At 64.3% G+C, this 17,386-nt stretch carries 16 protein-coding genes; 12 read left to right on the plus strand and 4 right to left on the minus strand.

Annotation, left to right across the window (positions count from 1 at the left end; genetic code table 11):
* Nucleotides 1-10: 10 nt before the first annotated feature.
* The 10 genes from P9239_RS08845 (at nucleotide 11) to nagZ (ending at nucleotide 10,059) form a co-directional block, all read left to right on the plus strand.
* Nucleotides 11-1,564, plus strand: coding sequence for a DegQ family serine endoprotease (locus P9239_RS08845; protein WP_309750103.1), 1,554 nt, complete (start codon nucleotides 11-13; stop codon nucleotides 1,562-1,564).
* Nucleotides 1,565-1,571: 7 nt separating this feature from the next.
* Complete coding sequence (locus P9239_RS08850) at nucleotides 1,572-1,832, plus strand: glutaredoxin family protein (protein WP_309750104.1); 261 nt, start codon at nucleotides 1,572-1,574, stop codon at nucleotides 1,830-1,832.
* 125 nt (nucleotides 1,833-1,957) lie between these two features.
* The gene (lepA, locus tag P9239_RS08855) at nucleotides 1,958-3,748 is read left to right on the plus strand and encodes a translation elongation factor 4 (protein WP_175944461.1); all 1,791 of its coding nucleotides are present in this window, start codon (nucleotides 1,958-1,960) and stop codon (nucleotides 3,746-3,748) included.
* Between the two features lie 57 nt (nucleotides 3,749-3,805).
* A complete protein-coding gene (lepB, locus tag P9239_RS08860) occupies nucleotides 3,806-4,699 on the plus strand; it encodes a signal peptidase I (protein WP_309750105.1) in 894 nt (297 codons plus the stop codon).
* A gap of 139 nt (nucleotides 4,700-4,838) precedes the next feature.
* Entirely contained in the window at nucleotides 4,839-5,933 is a 1,095-nt protein-coding gene (rnc, locus tag P9239_RS08865; protein ID WP_309750106.1) for a ribonuclease III, read from the plus strand.
* Between the two features lie 73 nt (nucleotides 5,934-6,006).
* Entirely contained in the window at nucleotides 6,007-6,906 is a 900-nt protein-coding gene (gene era, locus P9239_RS08870; RefSeq protein WP_309750107.1) for a GTPase Era, read from the plus strand.
* A gap of 16 nt (nucleotides 6,907-6,922) precedes the next feature.
* Complete coding sequence (gene recO, locus P9239_RS08875; RefSeq protein ID WP_309750108.1) at nucleotides 6,923-7,798, plus strand: DNA repair protein RecO; 876 nt, start codon at nucleotides 6,923-6,925, stop codon at nucleotides 7,796-7,798.
* Nucleotides 7,795-8,568, plus strand: coding sequence for a pyridoxine 5'-phosphate synthase (gene pdxJ / locus P9239_RS08880; protein ID WP_309750109.1), 774 nt, complete (start codon nucleotides 7,795-7,797; stop codon nucleotides 8,566-8,568). The genes recO and pdxJ overlap by 4 nt, the downstream gene beginning before the upstream one ends.
* Before the next feature lie 8 nt (nucleotides 8,569-8,576).
* Nucleotides 8,577-8,981: a holo-ACP synthase gene (gene acpS / locus P9239_RS08885; protein WP_309750110.1), complete on the plus strand. Its 405-nt coding sequence runs from the start codon at nucleotides 8,577-8,579 to the stop codon at nucleotides 8,979-8,981.
* Nucleotides 8,982-9,030: 49 nt separating this feature from the next.
* Complete coding sequence (nagZ, locus tag P9239_RS08890) at nucleotides 9,031-10,059, plus strand: beta-N-acetylhexosaminidase (RefSeq protein WP_309753949.1); 1,029 nt, start codon at nucleotides 9,031-9,033, stop codon at nucleotides 10,057-10,059.
* Between the two features lie 74 nt (nucleotides 10,060-10,133).
* Here the strand turns inward: nagZ and P9239_RS08895 are convergent, their stop codons facing one another.
* The 4 genes from P9239_RS08895 to earP all read right to left on the minus strand — a co-directional run bounded on the left by P9239_RS08895 (nucleotide 10,134) and on the right by earP (nucleotide 14,319).
* A complete protein-coding gene (locus tag P9239_RS08895; protein WP_309750111.1) occupies nucleotides 10,134-11,525 on the minus strand; it encodes a sigma-54 dependent transcriptional regulator in 1,392 nt (463 codons plus the stop codon).
* Between the two features lie 188 nt (nucleotides 11,526-11,713).
* On the minus strand, nucleotides 11,714-12,049 hold the full coding sequence (locus P9239_RS08900; RefSeq protein WP_309750112.1) for a BON domain-containing protein: 336 nt from the start codon (nucleotides 12,047-12,049) through the stop codon (nucleotides 11,714-11,716).
* A 294-nt stretch (nucleotides 12,050-12,343) separates the two neighbouring features.
* The gene (efp, locus tag P9239_RS08905; protein ID WP_175944441.1) at nucleotides 12,344-12,901 is read right to left on the minus strand and encodes an elongation factor P; all 558 of its coding nucleotides are present in this window, start codon (nucleotides 12,899-12,901) and stop codon (nucleotides 12,344-12,346) included.
* A 251-nt stretch (nucleotides 12,902-13,152) separates the two neighbouring features.
* Nucleotides 13,153-14,319, minus strand: coding sequence for an elongation factor P maturation arginine rhamnosyltransferase EarP (gene earP / locus P9239_RS08910; RefSeq protein ID WP_309750113.1), 1,167 nt, complete (start codon nucleotides 14,317-14,319; stop codon nucleotides 13,153-13,155).
* 121 nt (nucleotides 14,320-14,440) lie between these two features.
* Between earP and uvrC the strand changes: the two genes are divergently transcribed.
* Both uvrC and pgsA read left to right on the plus strand, forming a co-directional pair.
* Nucleotides 14,441-16,669: an excinuclease ABC subunit UvrC gene (uvrC, locus tag P9239_RS08915; RefSeq protein WP_309750114.1), complete on the plus strand. Its 2,229-nt coding sequence runs from the start codon at nucleotides 14,441-14,443 to the stop codon at nucleotides 16,667-16,669.
* 119 nt (nucleotides 16,670-16,788) lie between these two features.
* Nucleotides 16,789-17,385 carry a CDP-diacylglycerol--glycerol-3-phosphate 3-phosphatidyltransferase gene (pgsA, locus tag P9239_RS08920; protein ID WP_309750115.1) on the plus strand — a complete coding sequence of 199 codons (597 nt, stop codon included), beginning with the start codon at nucleotides 16,789-16,791 and terminating at the stop codon, nucleotides 17,383-17,385.
* Nucleotide 17,386: the final 1 nt, after the last annotated feature.

Genomic DNA, 17,386 nt, shown 5'->3' on the forward strand with positions numbered 1-17,386 from the left:
CCTTCCATCCATGAGCAACTACTCGCTGCGCAAGTTCATCGCGGCCGCGGCGCTCGCCGTGTGCCTGCCGTTCATTTCGCATACGGCGGCGGCAGCGCCCACGGTGAACCTGCCGGACTTCACGTCGCTCGTCGACAAAGTCGGGCCTTCGGTCGTGAACATCCGCACGACGTCGCGCGTCGGTTCGTCGGGCGAGATGCGCGGCTTACCGCCGGGCCTCGACGAAGGCGACATGTCCGAGTTCTTCCGGCGCTTCTTCGGCATCCCGATGCCGGGGCAGCCGGGCTCGCCGCGCGGTAACGGTGGCGGGGGTGGCGGCGGTAACGGCGGTGGCGGCAGCGGAGGCGATCAGGGCAAAGGCGGCAGCCGCAGCATTCCGCCCGACGACAGTCAGGACAACTCGGAGCAGAGCAGCGGCGTCGGCTCGGGCTTCATCCTGTCGACGGACGGCTACGTGATGACCAACGCACACGTCGTCGACGACGCGGACACCATCTACGTCACGCTCACGGACAAGCGCGAGTTCAAGGCGCGGCTCGTCGGCGTGGACGAGCGCACGGACGTCGCGGTCGTTAAGATCAGCGCGTCGAATCTGCCGGCCATCACCATCGGCGATTCGAACAAGGTGCGGGTCGGCGAATGGGTGCTCGCCATCGGCTCGCCGTTCGGCCTCGACAACACGGTGACGGCCGGCATCGTCAGCGCGAAGGGCCGCGACACGGGCGATTACCTGCCGTTCATCCAGACCGACGTCGCGGTGAATCCTGGCAATTCGGGCGGTCCGCTCATCAACATGGCGGGCGAGGTCATCGGCATCAATTCGCAGATCTACAGCCGCACCGGCGGTTTCATGGGCATTTCGTTTGCCATTCCGATCGACGAGGCGATGCGCGTCGCGGATCAGCTGAAGACGACGGGCAAGGTCACGCGCGGCCGTATTGCCGTCGCCATCGGCGAAGTGACGAAGGACGTGGCCGATTCGCTCGGCTTGCCGAAGGCGCAGGGCGCGCTCGTCAGCAGCGTCGAGGCGGGCGGTCCGGCCGACAAGGCGGGCATCCAGCCGGGCGACATCATCCTCAAGTTCAACGGCGCGAACGTGGATACGGCGACCGACCTGCCGCGCATGGTCGGCGACAGCAAGCCGGGCATGAAAGCGACGATCACGATCTGGCGCAAGGGCCAGTCGCGCGATCTGCCGATCACCATCGCGGAAATGCAGCCGGATAAGGTCGCGAAGACCGAGCAGCGCCGCGCGCCGCAGCCGAAGGAGCGCGCGAGCAATTCGCTCGGCCTCGCGGTGAGCGACATTCCGGCCGACCAGAAGAAGGCGCTCAAGCTCACGAGCGGCGTGCAGGTGGATGCGGTTGAAGGGCCGGCGGCTCGCGCGGGCTTCCAGAAGGGCGACATCATCATGCGGATCGGCGACACGGACATCACGAGCGCAAAGCAGTTCGAATCGGTCGCGCAAGGTCTGGACGCGAGCAAGATGGTCGCGATTCTCGTGCGCCGTGGCGACAACACGCAGTTCGTGCCAGTGCGCCCGCGCGTGCCGGCGCAGAAGTGACGCCGCAATGACGAGGCACGAAGGCGCGCGGTTCGTTCTCTACGGCCGCGCGTGGTGCCATCTCTGTGAGGACATGCGCGCCGAGCTTGAGCCGATTGCCCAACGCTTCAACGCGGCGATCGAGTGGATCGACATCGACGAAGATCCACTCCTGGAAGCGCGCTACAACGAGCGTGTGCCGGTGCTGATGCTGGACGGCCTTGAGTTGTGTGAGCACCGGCTGGACGCGCAAGCCGTCCATTCGGCGCTCTCGGCGCGGCGCGCTTGAAACCGCCGCACGCCGAAAACGCCTGTGCACCCCCTTTTCGGCTAAAATGCAGAAGTTTTCCCCCAATTTTTCAAGGCGTGCTCCGCATGTGTGAGGGCGCGCCTTTTTCGCTTGATCGGCACTGAATGAATCATATTCGTAACTTCTCGATCATTGCGCACATCGATCACGGCAAGTCCACGCTGGCGGACCGCATCATCCAGTTGTGCGGCGGCCTGTCCGATCGTGAGATGGAAGCGCAGGTGCTCGATTCGATGGACTTGGAACGCGAGCGCGGCATCACGATCAAGGCGCAAACAGCGGCGCTCACCTACAAGGCGCGCGACGGCCAGGTCTACAACCTCAATCTGATCGATACCCCCGGACATGTCGACTTCTCGTACGAAGTCAGCCGTTCGCTTTCCGCTTGCGAGGGCGCGCTGCTCGTCGTCGATGCCAGTCAGGGCGTCGAGGCCCAGACCGTTGCGAATTGCTATACGGCCATCGAACTGGGCGTCGAAGTCGTGCCGGTGCTGAACAAGATCGACTTGCCGGCTGCGAATCCGGAAAACGCGATCGCCGAGATCGAAGACGTGATCGGCATCGACGCGACGGACGCCGTGCATTGCAGCGCGAAGACCGGCCTCGGCGTGGAAGACGTGCTGGAATCGCTGATCGCGAAAGTGCCGCCGCCGAAGGGCGATCCCGACGCGCCGCTGCAGGCGCTCATTATCGACTCGTGGTTCGACAACTACGTCGGCGTCGTGATGCTCGTGCGCATTTTCAACGGCACGCTCAAGCCGAAGGACAAGATCAAGATGATGGCGACCGGCGCGCAGTATCCGGTCGAGCATCTGGGCGTATTCGCGCCGAAGTCGACGAACCTCTCGCAATTGTCGGCGGGGCAAGTCGGCTTCGTCATCGCGGGCATCAAGGAACTGACGGCCGCGAAGGTCGGCGACACGGTGACGGTTGCGAATCGTCCGGCCGCCGAGCCGCTGCCGGGCTTCAAGGAAGTGAAGCCGCAGGTTTTCGCGGGGCTTTATCCGGTCGAAGCGAATCAATACGACGCGCTTCGCGAATCGCTCGAGAAACTCAAGCTGAACGATGCGTCGCTGCAATTCGAGCCGGAAGTGTCGCAGGCGTTGGGCTTCGGTTTCCGCTGCGGCTTCCTCGGCCTCCTGCACATGGAGATCGTGCAGGAACGGCTGGAGCGCGAATTCGACATGGACCTCATCACCACCGCGCCGACGGTGATTTATGAGGTCGTCCAGCGCGACGGCACCACGATCTCGGTCGAGAATCCCGCGAAGATGCCGGAGCCTTCGAAGATCGAGGAAGTGCGCGAGCCGATCGTCACGGTGAATCTGTATATGCCGCAGGAGTATGTCGGCTCCGTCATCACGCTCTGCACGAACAAGCGCGGCCAGCAGATCAACATGCAGTATCACGGCCGTCAGGTGCAGTTGACCTACGAAATCCCGATGGCGGAAATCGTGCTGGATTTCTTCGACCGCCTGAAGTCGACCTCGCGCGGCTATGCGTCGATGGACTACGAGTTCAAGGAATACCGCGCGGCGGATGTCGTGAAGGTCGACATGCTGATCAACGGCGACAAGGTCGACGCGCTATCCGTCATCGTCCACCGCTCGCAGAGCCAGAGCCGCGGCCGCGAAGTGGCGTCAAAGATGCGCGAACTGATCCCGCGCCAGATGTACGACGTGGCGATTCAGGCGACCATCGGCTCGAACATCATCGCTCGCGAGAACATCAAGGCGCTGCGCAAGAACGTGCTGGCGAAGTGCTATGGCGGCGACATCACGCGTAAGAAGAAGCTGCTCGAAAAGCAGAAGGCGGGCAAGAAGCGCATGAAGCAGGTCGGCTCGGTCGAAATTCCGCAAGAGGCTTTCCTCGCCATCCTGCGCGTGGACGAGTGACGTTCGCGCGCTGGCAGGCGCAGAACAACAACCGACGATAACAACTGGAAGCGATTGATGAATTTCGCATTGATTCTCTTGATCCTCGTCGTGGTGACGGGCATTGCATGGGTGCTGGACAAACTGGTGTTCGTTAAGCAGCGCCGGCGCGCCGCGGACGCGGCGGTCGCCGAGTTCGACCGCCAGCAGGAACGCGTCGGCGAGCGTTTCGCCGATGAAAACGCCGATCAGACGCGCGCGCGCCTGCGCAACGAGGCGCTGCGCCAGCCGTGGTGGCTCGAATACACGGCCAGCTTCTTCCCGGTGATTCTCGCGGTGTTCGTCGTGCGCTCGTTCATCATCGAGCCGTTCAAGATTCCGTCCGGGTCGATGGTGCCGACGCTGCTCGTCGGCGACTTCATTCTTGTGAACAAATACGAGTACGGTCTGCGCCTGCCGATCAGCAACACGAAGCTGACGCAAGGCAAGCCACTCACGCGCGGCGATGTCGTCGTGTTCCGCTATCCGAAAGACGAATCGGTCGACTACATCAAGCGCGTAATCGGCCTGCCGGGCGATACCGTCGCGTACGAAAACAAGCAGCTCACGATCAACGGCAAGCCGGTGCCGGAAACGCCGCAGCCGGACTACTTCGACGACGAGCGCATCGGCTACGCAAAGCAATTCGTCGAAGATCTCAACGGCCGCAAGAACGCCATCCTGAACAATCCGCAAGTGCCGCCGTTCGTCGTCGGCGCGGACGACTTTCCGTATCGCGACAACTGCGTCTACAACGCGCAAGGCGTGACCTGCAAGGTGCCGCCGGGCCATTACTTCATGATGGGCGACAACCGCGACAACAGCGCCGACAGCCGCTACTGGGGCTTCGTGCCGGATAACAACATCGTCGGCCGCGCGTTCTTCATCTGGATGAACTTCAGCAACCTGAAGCGCATCGGCTCGTTCGAGTGATTCATCGCGGTGCCGTCGCGCACGCGTCGGCGCTGCTTCGAAATGGCGTGAAGAAGCGCGGCTAAGACCGTCTCGCCACGCGTTTTCCCGGCTCGCCGGGCGGAATCGGCCGCCTGCGCGGGCGCGTTATACTCTGTCCATGCCATCTTCTCCGTTGGAAAGCCGGCTGCAGTACGAATTTCGCAATGCGGAATTGCTGCGCCAGGCGATGACCCACCGCAGTCACAGCGCCACGCACAACGAACGGCTCGAATTCCTCGGCGACTCCGTTCTCAATTGCGTGGTGGCGGCGCTTTTGTTCCAACGATTCAGCAAGCTCGACGAAGGCGATCTCTCGCGCGTGCGGGCGAATCTCGTCAAACAGCAATCGCTTTACGAAATCGCGCAGGCGCTCAACGTGTCCGAAGGCCTGCGTCTGGGCGAGGGCGAATTACGCAGCGGCGGCTTCCGGCGTCCGTCGATTCTGGCGGACACGCTCGAAGCCATCTTCGGCGCGATCTTTCTCGACGGCGGCTTCGACGCCGCGTTCGCCGTCATCAAACGTCTCTATACGCCGGTGCTGGATCACATCGATCCGCGCACCATCGGCAAGGACGCGAAGACGCTGCTTCAGGAATATCTGCAGGGTCACAAGATCGCGTTGCCGACTTATACGGTGGTCGCGACGCACGGCGCCGCGCACAATCAGCAATTCGAAGTCGAATGCTCGGTGCCCAAGCTCGATGTGAAAGTGTCCGGCTCCGGCGCGAGCCGCCGCGCGGCGGAACAGGCGGCGGCCAAGAAGGCGCTCGATGAAGTCATGGCCGCGGCGCCCACGCTCGGCGTGAAGCCGAAGCGCAAGGGCGCGCGCGCCGCCAAGCTCGCGCACGTCGAAGTCGTGCCGGGCGTCACCGGCGTGCAGGCCGCGCTCGACTTGCGCTCGCCGGAGCGCCGCGAGCGCGATCGTCAGCGCAACCATTCCGCCGATGCGAATGCGTCCGCCGAGCAAACGCCTGCGGCGCCGCTTGCCGTCATCCGCGCAACGCACGTCGAGCCGTCCGCTGCGTCGTATGCAGCCGCCGAGAAGCCCGAGCGGCACGTCATCCATCGCCCGGAGAAGGCGGTGAAGAGCGAAGCGGCGCAAACGCCGGATGCCAGCGCCGACAGCGCGCCGCCCACCGACGACGCGCGCAGCACCGCCAGCGACGACGCCCCGGCCAGCCGCGTCGTGCGCGCCGCCGACGCCGGCCACTGACGCGCATTCAGCCGCCCATGCGCCATCGCGCCATCGCAACATCGCGCTCAACGAACCTTCGCCGCACACCACTATGAACGCTCCCACATCTTCCGGTTTCCGCTGCGGCATGGTCGCAATCGTGGGCCGGCCCAACGTCGGCAAATCGACGCTCATTAACGCGCTCGTCGGCCAGAAGGTGAGCATTACGTCGCGCAAGGCGCAGACGACGCGCCATCGCATCACCGGCATCAACACGTTCGACGACGCGCAGTACATCTTCGTCGACACGCCCGGCTTCCAGACGCGCCACAGCGGCGCGCTCAACCGTTCGCTGAATCGCGCGGTGACGTCCACGCTGACTTCGGTGGATGCGATCCTGTTCGTGATCGAAGCCGGCCGCTTCGGCCCCGACGACGAGAAAGTGCTCGATCTGATTCCGGCCGGCACGCCGACGCTTCTGATCGCGAACAAACTCGACCGCGTCGGCGACAAGGATTCGCTTTTTCCGTTCATGCAGCAGATGTCCGCGCGGCGCGACTTCCGCGAAATCGTGCCGCTCTCGGCCAAGAATCCGGACGACATCAAGCGGCTCATGTCCGTCGTCAAGCCGTATCTGCCGGAAGGCGAGCCGATCTACGGCGAGGACGATCTGACCGACCGTAGCGAACGCTTTCTCGCGGCGGAAATCCTGCGCGAGAAAGTGTTCCGCTGGACCGGCGACGAGTTGCCCTACACGAGCACCGTGCTTATCGACAAGTTCGAAACCGAAGGGCGCCTGCGCCGCGTGTTCGCGACCATTCTCGTGGAGCGCGACGGCCACAAGGCGATGATCATCGGCCAGAAGGGTGCGAAGCTGAAGCAGATCAGCACCGAGGCGCGGCTCGACATGGAAAAGCTTTTCGACGGTCCCGTGTATCTCGAGACCTTCGTCAAAGTGAAAAGCGGCTGGGCCGACAACGAAGCAGGCCTGCGCGCTTACGGCTACGAGTGAGGTCGGGACGACGCTCATGGACGCCGGCTCGAACGACGCGTGGATGACCCCGCCCGCCGACGATCGTCCCGAGGACGATTCCGGCGCGAGCGAGCGCCCCGCGCCGAAACGGCGGCGGGCATCGTCGTCGGCTGCCGCCGGCACGAACGCGCAACGCCCGCGCCCGCGCCCGCGCTCCGACTTTCGCGTCAGCGAGCAGCCGGGCTTCGTGCTGCACAGCTATCCGTATCGCGAGACGAGTCTCATCATCGACGTGTTCTCGCGCGATCACGGGCGCATTGCGCTCGTCGCGAAGGGCGCGAAGCGGCCGCATTCCGCGCTGCGCGGCGTGCTGCAAACCTTCCAGCCGCTCGGCCTTTCGTGGACCGGCAAAGGCGAAGTCCGCACGCTGACCACCGCCGAATGGGTCGGCGGCATGCTGCCGCTGCGCGGCGACGCGCTCCTGTGCGGCTTCTATGTCAACGAGTTGCTCGTCAAGTTCTGCGCGCGCGAGGACCCGCATCCCGCGCTTTTCAATCACTATGTGCTGACGCTGTCGCGGCTCGCGCACGACGAGCCCGCCGTGCAGGTGTTGCGTTCCTTCGAGCGCGTGCTGTTGCGCGAAACCGGCTACGCGATGGCGCTCACGCACACCGTGACGCGTGAGGCCGTGCTGCCCGAAGGCCGCTATACCTTCGATCCCGAGCGCGGCGTGCGCGAAGCCTCCGACGATCTCCCTGCGCAATGGCCGGTCATCGCGGGGCAGACGCTGATCGACATGGAGCGCGATGACTACAGCAGCCCGCAGACCGGCACGCAGAGTAAGACTTTGATGCGCTTTCTGCTCAACTATCATCTGGGCGGCGCGCCGCTCGCCACCCGTCAGATTCTGATCGACCTGCAAAACCTATGAGCTTCTTTCTTTCATCGCCCGCGAGCGTGATCGATCTCGGCGTGAACATCGATCACGTCGCCACGCTGCGCAACGCACGCGGCACGTCGTATCCCGATCCCATTCGCGCCGCGCTCGCCGCCGAAGAAGCGGGCGCGGACGCCATCACGCTGCATCTGCGCGAAGATCGCCGTCATATCGTCGATGCCGACGTTCGAACGCTGCGTCCGCTTCTCAAGACGCGCATGAATCTGGAATGCGCCGTGACGCGCGAAATGCTCGACATCGCGTGCGAGATCGAGCCGCATGATGTCTGCCTCGTGCCGGAAAAGCGTCAGGAATTGACGACGGAAGGCGGCCTCGACGTTGCGGGCCAGTTCGACGCCGTGAAGGCCGCGTGCGCGCAGCTCGCGGGCGCGGGCAGCCGCGTGTCGCTTTTCATCGACCCTGACGAAACGCAGATCCGCGCGGCGAAGGAAGCGGGCGCGCCGGTCATCGAACTGCATACGGGGCGCTATGCCGAAGCGCACGACGAAGCCGAGCAGCAGCGCGAATTCGAGCGCGTCGCGAGAAGCGTCGAGTTCGGCAATTCGCTCGGGCTGAAAGTGAACGCGGGCCACGGCCTGCATTACACCAACGTGCAGCCGATCGCCGCGCTCGATGGCATCGTCGAGTTGAACATCGGACATGCGATCGTCGCGCACGCGATTTTCGCTGGCTGGGACAACGCGGTGCGCGAGATGAAGGCGATCATGGTCGCTTCGCGTCTCGCCGCGCAATCGAAGCGCTGAGCGCGGCCATGGCGATCTACGGAATCGGCACGGACCTCGTGCAAGTAAGCCGCGTCGCGGGCGTCATGGAGCGCACCAACGGGCGCTTTGCCGAGAAAGTGCTCGGCCCGGACGAACTGCGCATCTATCACGCACGGCGCGCGCGCTCGGAAGTGCGCGGGCTCGCGTTTCTCGCCACGCGCTTTTCCGCGAAGGAAGCGTTCTCGAAGGCCATCGGACTCGGCATGCGCTGGCCGATGACCTGGCGCGCGCTGCAGACGCTCAACGAACCGAGCGGCAAGCCGGTGATCGTGGCATCGGGCGAACTGGCCGAATGGCTCGCCGAGCGCGGCATCACGGCGCAAGTAACGCTCAGCGACGAGCGGGACTACGCGGTGACTTTCGTTATCGCGGAAGTCGCCGACAAGGCGTGAGCTGCGCCACCATCACACATTCACCACAACAAGAAGCCAATTGAATCCGATGAAACGCATTCCCGGCCCCGTCATGTTCGACGTCGCCGGCACGACGCTCACCGACGCGGATATCGAACGCCTGTCGCATCCGATGACGGGCGGCATCATTCTCTTCGCGCGGCATTTCCAGGACCGCGCGCAACTGGTGGCGCTCACCGACGCGATCCGCGCGGTGCGCGACGACATTCTGATCGCGGTCGACCACGAAGGCGGCCGCGTGCAGCGTTTTCGCACCGACGGCTTCACCGTGCTGCCCGCGCCGGGCAAGCTCGGCGCGTTGTGGGATCGCGACGTGCTGGCCGCGAGCAAGGCGGCGACGGCGTTCGGTTACGTGCTGGCTTCGGAGTTGCGCGCGTGCGGCATCGACATGAGCTTCACGCCGGTGCTCGATCTGGACTACGGACAATCGCAGGTGATCGGCGACCGCGCGCTGCATAGCGACCCGCGCGTCGTGACGATGCTCGCAAAAAGCCTGAATCACGGTCTCGCGCTCGCGGGCATGGCGAACTGCGGCAAGCACTTTCCGGGGCACGGCTTCGCGGCGGCGGATTCGCACGTCGCGCTGCCGACGGACGATCGCCCGCTCGAAGAGATTCTCGCCGCCGACGTGCGTCCGTATGACTGGCTTGGGCTTTCGCTCGCGTCGGTGATTCCGGCGCACGTGATCTACACGCAAGTGGACGACAAGCCCGCCGGTTTCTCGCGCATTTGGCTGCAGGACGTTCTGCGCGGCAAGCTGGGTTTCAACGGCGCCATTTTCAGCGACGATCTCTCGATGGAAGCCGCCCGCGCGGGCGGCACGCTCACCGAAGCTGCGACGGCCGCGCTCACTGCCGGCTGCGATATGGTGTTGATCTGCAATCAGCCCGAAGAGGCGGGCAAGGTGCTGGAGCAACTGCGCTTCACGCCGACGAGGGCGTCGCAGCAACGCATCAAACAGATGCGTCCGCGCGGCAAGGCGCTGCGCTGGAGTAAGCTGCAAAGCCAGCCGGAATATCAGGCCGCGCGTCAGCTCGTGCAAACTGCGCTGGGCTGAACCACTGGCCCAAATGACAAAACGCCACGGCAAGTTGATTGCCGTGGCGTTTTCATTCGGCGACTGGCGCCGCTTTAAGACGATTCCAGCTTCATACGCTGCAGCTTGTTATAGAGCGTCTTCGGGCTGATGCCGAGCAACGTTGCCGCCCGATGCCGCGTGCCGCCGACTGCCTCCAGCGTCGCGCGAATCAGCATGTCCTCGACATCCGCGAGCGCCGTGCCGACCGTCACCTGAACGCTGCTGCCGTTGAGACCGCGTCCGCCGACTCCGCCCGGCTCGTCGACGCGCAGCGTCTCGATCGTTTCACCCGACGCGTGGTAGGCGCGCCGCACGCGCTCGCGCATTTCGCGCACGTTGCCGGGCCATTCGTTCGCAAGGCATTCGCGCAGGAACGCCGGGCTGATGCGCTTCGGCGATCCGCTCGTGATACCCGCGATGTGGTTCTCGCGGTTCAGCTCGTCGACGAACTGCTCGGCCATCAGCGCGATGTCGTCGTCGCGTTCGCGCAGCGGCGGCAGCACGATGGACGAGGCCGACAGGCGCTGGAACAAGTCTTCGCGCAGCGCGCCGCTCGACACTGCATCGCGTACAGGCGTGCGCGACGCCGCGATCAGGCGGAAGTCCGTCATGATTCGATTGCTGCCGCCGACGCGCATGAACGTCTGCGAGTCGAGCGCGCGCAGCAAGGCTTCCTGCTGCGCGGCGGGCAGCGCATCGATCTGATCGAGAAACAGCGTGCCGCCGCCCGCCTGTTCGAGCAGACCCGGCTCGCGGTTCTCCGCGCCGGCGAACGCGTTGCGCTCGTGGCCGAACAGGATGCTGTCCATCGAACGGTGCGCGCCTTCCTCACGGATCGTCGAGCAGTCGAAGCTGACGAACGGCCCCTTGCGACGGCGGCTGAGTTCATGGATCGTGCGTGCCGCGAGCTTCTTGCCCGTGCCCGGCTCGCCGGAGATGAGCACGGCGGCTTCGGTCGGCGCGGTGTGCTCGATCTGGTCGTAGACGTGCTGCATCGGCACGCTGCGCCCGAGCATGTCGCCGAAATGACCGAGTTCGCGCAGCGTCGAGCGCAGCGCCTGGACTTCTTCGGTCAACTCGTAGGGGCGCGGAATGCGCGCGAGCAGGCTGCGCAAGCGCGGAATGTTGACGGGCTTCAGCAAGTAATCCCAGATGCCGTGGCGCAAGCCTTCGATCGCGCTTTCGACCGTGGCATTGCCCGTCATCACGATAACGGGAAGCGCGCCGTCGGGCGGTTGCGAGGGCAGACTCGGCAGGAGGTCGAGTCCGCTGCCGTCGGGCAGGTTCAGGTCGATCAGCACGACGTCGGGAATGAAGCGCGTCAATGCGGCGCGGGCTTCGGCGAGCGTCGTGGCGGTGTCGACGGAAAAACCGTCGGCGGACAGGATCGCGGACAGGCCAGAAAGGCTATTGGGATCGTCTTCGACAATCAGAGCGTGTGGCATGGCAGACACAACGTATCAAGATGGACTGTAATTTGCCGTTGCCGCATGCGTCGCCGGGCGAGGGCGGCGCTTGAAACTCGGGCGCTCGTGGGCGGATTGCGGCGTCTCGTCTCGGTCGAACATCGGATCGGCGCGTAGCATCCCGCTGCGGTTTTGTTTTTGTCCTGCGATTGGATGGAGCTATTGCGTCATTGCGGCTTCACGTGCAGATCGTTGTTGACGGATTGCACCCCCGACACGCTGCGGGTTACGGCGACTGCCTTCTGAATCTGTTCCTCCGAGTTCACGTTTCCGGACAACACGACGACACCGCGATACGTCGACACGCTCACTGCGAGCGATTTCAATCCCGGGTCGGCCAGGAGTGCAGCTTTCACCCGCGCAGTCACCGAGGCATCGGACGCGTAATCGCCGGCGGACTCCGTGGTCGGTGTCGACTTGCAGCCCGCGATCAGGCCGAAGGCGGGAAAAGCAAGCGTCGCGACGATCACCAGTCGGCCAAGAATGAATGGCGAGTTGCGCATGTCGTGTTGTTTAGTCCGTATCAAGCGAACTGAGCAGGAACTGTGCCAATTGACTATTTCCCGACTGACCGCGCCGCGGTGCTTGATTTCCTGACAGAAAGCGCGCGAAGGATGGAAACCGGTCCAACGCACCCATATGAAGATGGCAACGATGACCGGTAAAGTTTGCCTGAATTTGTCAAAATATTCATGCAAAAGAAAAAGCGCCCGCGATGGGGCGCTTTTTCGTAACGGCGATGCGGGGCGGTTCGGAACCGCCGCCCGCACGCGGCGCGAGGACGTAAGGCTTACGTCTTACGCGCGGCTGCGGTATTCGTTCGTGCGGGTGTCGATTTCGATCTTGTCGCCGATGTTGCAGAAGAGCGGCACTTGCAGTTCGAAGCCGGTATGCAGCTTGGCGGTCTTCAGCACCTTGCCCGAAGACGTGTCGCCCTTGACGGCCGGTTCGGTGTAGACGATTTCGCGAACCAGCGTGGTCGGCAGTTCGACCGAGATGGCCTTCTCGTTGTAGAACACGACTTCGCACGCCATGCCGTCTTCGAGGTAGTTGAGCGCGTCGCCCATCATTTCGGCTTCGACTTCGTACTGGTTGTAGTCCGCGTCCATGAAGACGTACATCGGGTCAGCGAAGTACGAGTACGTCACTTCCTTGCGGTCGAGCACGACGACGTCGAACTTGTCGTCCGCCTTATAGACGGTTTCCATGCCGGCGTTGGTCAGCAGGTTCTTGAACTTCATCTTCACGACCGCTGCGTTACGGCCGGATTTGTTGTATTCGGCGCGCTGCACGACCATGGCATCGTTGCCGATCATGACGACGTTGCCGACGCGGAGTTCTTGTGCGGTCTTCATAAAACTGGATCCTTACGAATGAATATGGCCAGGTATGGCTGAATTACTGCTGAATTTGGCTGATCGGACTTGCGGCGCTTTCAGACGCGCGGCGCTGTTCGCAGCACCTGCCTTATACGGCTGAATGACCCGCTAAAAGCGCGCCCGCTTATCGGATAACCGCTTATTTTAACTGAGTTTTTGCTCATTTGGCGAGCGGGCGAGCGGCGTGCGGGTCCCAGGCGGCGCGGGCGATACAGCGATCCGCGCCTTCACGCCGCCATCCGGGCTGCCACATGCGCGACCAGATTGCCGGCCAGATCGCCGATGCTCGCCAACTCGTCGGCCCAACGCTCCGCACGCGACTCGAAGTCGCCGCGATGCCGCCAGAAGTCTGCCCAATCGGGCGTTCCCGCGCCGTTCCATGCGTGCCAGAAGCGGCCGATCGACTGCTCGGCTGCGGGAGACAGCCCGCGCGTGACATGCGCGAGCGCGGCGTCGAGCTTCGGCAGGTGCGCGTCGTCGGCTTGCGGGTAGATGTGCCAGACGAACGGCTTTCTCGCCCATTGCCCGCGCACGAAGGAATCTTCGCCGCGCACGAAGTTGATGTCGGACGCCCACAGCAGTTCGTCGAAACGCGGCTGCTCGACGAAACCGAGCGCGTGCGCCTGAAGCGCGCCAGCCCGCGCCGATGTGCCCGTCGCGAATCGAGGCAACCCGAAGAAACGCGCGACCGCGCCGGAAATGCGCCCCTCTGGCACGAGGAGAACGATGGGCGCCGCGCCGTCGCGCCATTGTGCGAGCAGGGAATCGACGGCGGGGTTTTCATACGCGAAAAGTGAGACGACGGTCGCGCCGTCGTCCGGTCGCGCGATGCCCACGCGCTCGTGCCACCACGCCTGCGCATCGAAGCGCGTGCGGGCGGCATCGAGATCACGCTCCTTCAGCACGCCGCCGGTGCCCGCGCCGAGGCCCGGGAAAAAGAAAGTCTTGTCGAGCGGATAGCGCGGGTGCGGCGAAGGCCGAAGATGAAAGTCCGCGACCCAGTCCTCGCCGCTCAGATACTCCAGATTGATCCACACCGGTTTGCGCTCGCGACGCGCCATCGCCGCGATATACGCGTGCGGCAGCTCGCAGGCGAACGCTTCGACGACGACGTCGGCGATCTGCAGCGTGTCGCCGGCATGCGCGGGCTCGCGCCAGTGCTCGATGACGACGCCCGCCGCTTCCTGCCGCGCGAGCGACGCATCGACGGCCGGGCAGAGCGCGTGAAAGACCGCGAGGTCGTCGACGAAAAGCCGCACGCGCCAGCCATGTTCCGCGCGCAGCTGACGCGCGAGCCGCCAGCACACGCCGATATCGCCGAAATTGTCGACGACCGCGCAGAAGATATCGCAGGCGAGTTCCCGCGAGCAAGAAGTCGTGTAGGCGGATGACATGGCGAGAGGACGGCCGGCGGGACCGCGCGGTAATGTTCTAAACTGGCGATTCTAAGATACCGTCCGCCCCAAGGCTCGCCGCCTCCCTTGTCCCTTCGCGCTTCGTCGCGATATTCGCTGCATGACTCAAACCGACGCCCCTGATTCCGCATTCGACCCGAAGAAGACGCTCGCGCAACTGCCGCATCTGCCGGGCGTGTACCGCTATTACGACGTCGACGGCAACGTGCTCTACGTCGGCAAGGCGCGCAACCTGAAAAAGCGCGTGTCGAGCTATTTCACGAAGACGCTGCACTCGCCGCGCATCGCGATGATGGTCACGCGCATCCGCAAGATCGAGACGACGGTGACGCGCTCGGAGGCCGAGGCGCTGCTGCTCGAAAACAATCTGATCAAGGCGCTTGCGCCGCGCTACAACATCCTGTTTCGCGACGACAAGTCGTATCCGTTTCTCAAGCTCACCGGTCATCAGTTCCCGCGCATGGCCTATTACCGCGGCGCGGTAGACAAGAAGAATCAGTATTTCGGACCGTTTCCGAGCGCGTGGGCCGTGCGCGAGAGCATCCAGATTCTGCAGCGCGTGTTCCAGTTGCGCACGTGCGAGGACTCCGTGTTCAGCAACCGCACGCGTCCGTGTCTCCTGCATCAGATCGGGCGATGCACCGCGCCGTGCACCGGCCTCATCACCGAGGAAGACTACGCCCGCGACGTCTCCAACGCGTCGCGATTTCTGCTCGGGCGGCAGGGCGAGGTGATGAAGGAACTCGAGCAGAAAATGCACGCGTTCGCCGCCGATCTCAAGTTCGAGCAGGCGGCCGCCGTGCGCAACCAGATGAGCTCGCTCTCGACGGTGCTGCATCAGCAGGCAATCGAAGTGGGCAGCGACAGCGATGTGGATATCCTTGCGGTCATCGCGCTGGGGGGCAAGGTATGCGTCAATCTGGCGATGGTGCGCGGCGGGCGGCATCTGGGCGACAAGGCGTATTTCCCGGCGCATGTCGAGAGCGCGGTGGCGTTCGGCGGTGACGAGGACGATATCGAGGATGGCGAGCCGGGCGAGGTGGCGGAAGGCGAAGTCGCGGCGGATGCGGAAGGCGACTTGAGCTTGATTATCGACGCCGCAGCCGACGCCGACGCCAACGCCGAAGCCAACGCCGAAGCCAACGCCGAAGCCAACGCCGAAGCCAACGCCGAAGCCAACGCCGAAGCCAACGCCGAAGCCCTCGCCAACGCCAGCGCCAACGCCGAAGCCACCAGAGAGACAGAATCCAAAGCCGACGACGCCACCCCCGAACCGCGTGAAGGCGCGCTGGAATCCGAAGTGCTCGAAGCCTTCATGGCGCAGCATTACATCGGCAATCGCGTGCCGCCGGTGTTGATCGTGACGCATGCGCCGAGCCGCGAACTCGTCGATTTGCTCATCGAACAGGCGGGGCACAAGGTCGTGCTACTGCGTCAGCCGCAGGGCCAGAAGCGCGTCTGGCTCTCGATGGCCGAGCAGAACGCGAAGCTCGCGCTCGCACGCCTTCTGTCGGAGCAAGGCTCGCAGCAGGCGCGCACGCGCTCGCTCGCCGAGACGCTCGGGCTCGACATGGACGATCTCGCGCTGATGCGCATCGAGTGCTTCGACATCAGTCACACGATGGGCGAAGCGACACAGGCGTCGTGCGTCGTGTATCACCATCACAAGATGCAGACGGGCGAATATCGCCGCTACAACATCACCGGCATCACGCCCGGCGACGATTACGCCGCGATGCGCCAGGTCCTCACGCGCCGCTACGAGAAGATGGTCGCGCAGGCGGCCGCCAACGCGAACGAGGAAGCGGCGGCACTGCAACCCGAAGACGCCGCCGATCCCAACGTCACGCCCGACGCCGCGCCCGCGGTCGCGGCGGGCGGCACGCTGCCGAACATCGTGCTGATCGACGGCGGCAAGGGGCAGGTCGAGGTCGCGCGGCAAGTGTTCTCGGAACTCGGGCTCGATCACGGCATGCTCGTCGGCGTCGCGAAGGGCGAGGGGCGCAAGGTCGGACTCGAGACGCTGATTTTCGCGGACGGGCGGCCGGCGCTCGAACTCGGCAAGGAGAGCGCGGCGCTGATGCTCGTCGCGCAGATTCGCGACGAGGCGCACCGCTTCGCCATCACCGGCATGCGGGCGAAGCGCGCGAAGGCGCGCCAGACGTCGCGGCTCGAAGAACTGGAAGGCGTCGGCGCGAAACGGCGTCAGCGGCTGCTTTCGCGCTTCGGCGGCTTGCGCGGCGTCCAGGCGGCGAGCGTCGAAGACCTGGCGAGCGTGGAAGGCATCTCGCTTGCGCTCGCGCAGCAGATCTACCGGCAGTTGCATTGAAGAGCCCCGCCGCGCGGCCCGCCGCAAGCCGCGCGGGGCCGGGCGCGCGCCTTGTGAGCATCCGGGCGACGCGGCACAATGGCGGCTCCCTTACATGTCCTTCACTCGCTGAAACGCCCATGCCGTTCAACTTACCGATCTTTCTGACGTGGCTGCGAATCGTGCTGATTCCGCTCGTCGTGGGCGTGTTCTATCTGCCGGACATGATGTTGAGCCTGGAGCATCGCAACCTGCTCGCGATGATCATCTTCGTGCTCGCCGCGCTCACCGATTGGTTCGACGGCTTTCTCGCGCGCAAGCTCAATCAGACGTCAGCGTTCGGCGCGTTTCTCGATCCGGTCGCCGACAAGCTCATGGTCACGGCCGCGCTGCTCGTGCTGGTGCAGCTCTCGCGGCTGAACGCGGTCATTGCACTGGTGATCGTCGGACGCGAAATCACGATTTCGGCGCTGCGCGAATGGATGGCGCAAATCGGCGCATCGAAGAGCGTGGCCGTCAATTCGCTCGGCAAGTTCAAGACCGTCTGCCAGATGGTCGCCATTCCGATGCTGCTGTTCTATGGCCCGCTGCGCATCACGGGCACGCATTGGGTCATGGACACGCGCGTGTGGGGCTTATGGCTCATCGACGTCGCGGCGTTCCTCACCGTTTGGTCCATGCTCTATTACATGAAACTCGCGTGGCCGCAGATCCGGGAGCGCGGCGGCATGTTGTGAG

This window comes from Caballeronia sp. LZ062 (assembly GCF_031450785.1).
Lineage (GTDB): Bacteria > Pseudomonadota > Gammaproteobacteria > Burkholderiales > Burkholderiaceae > Caballeronia.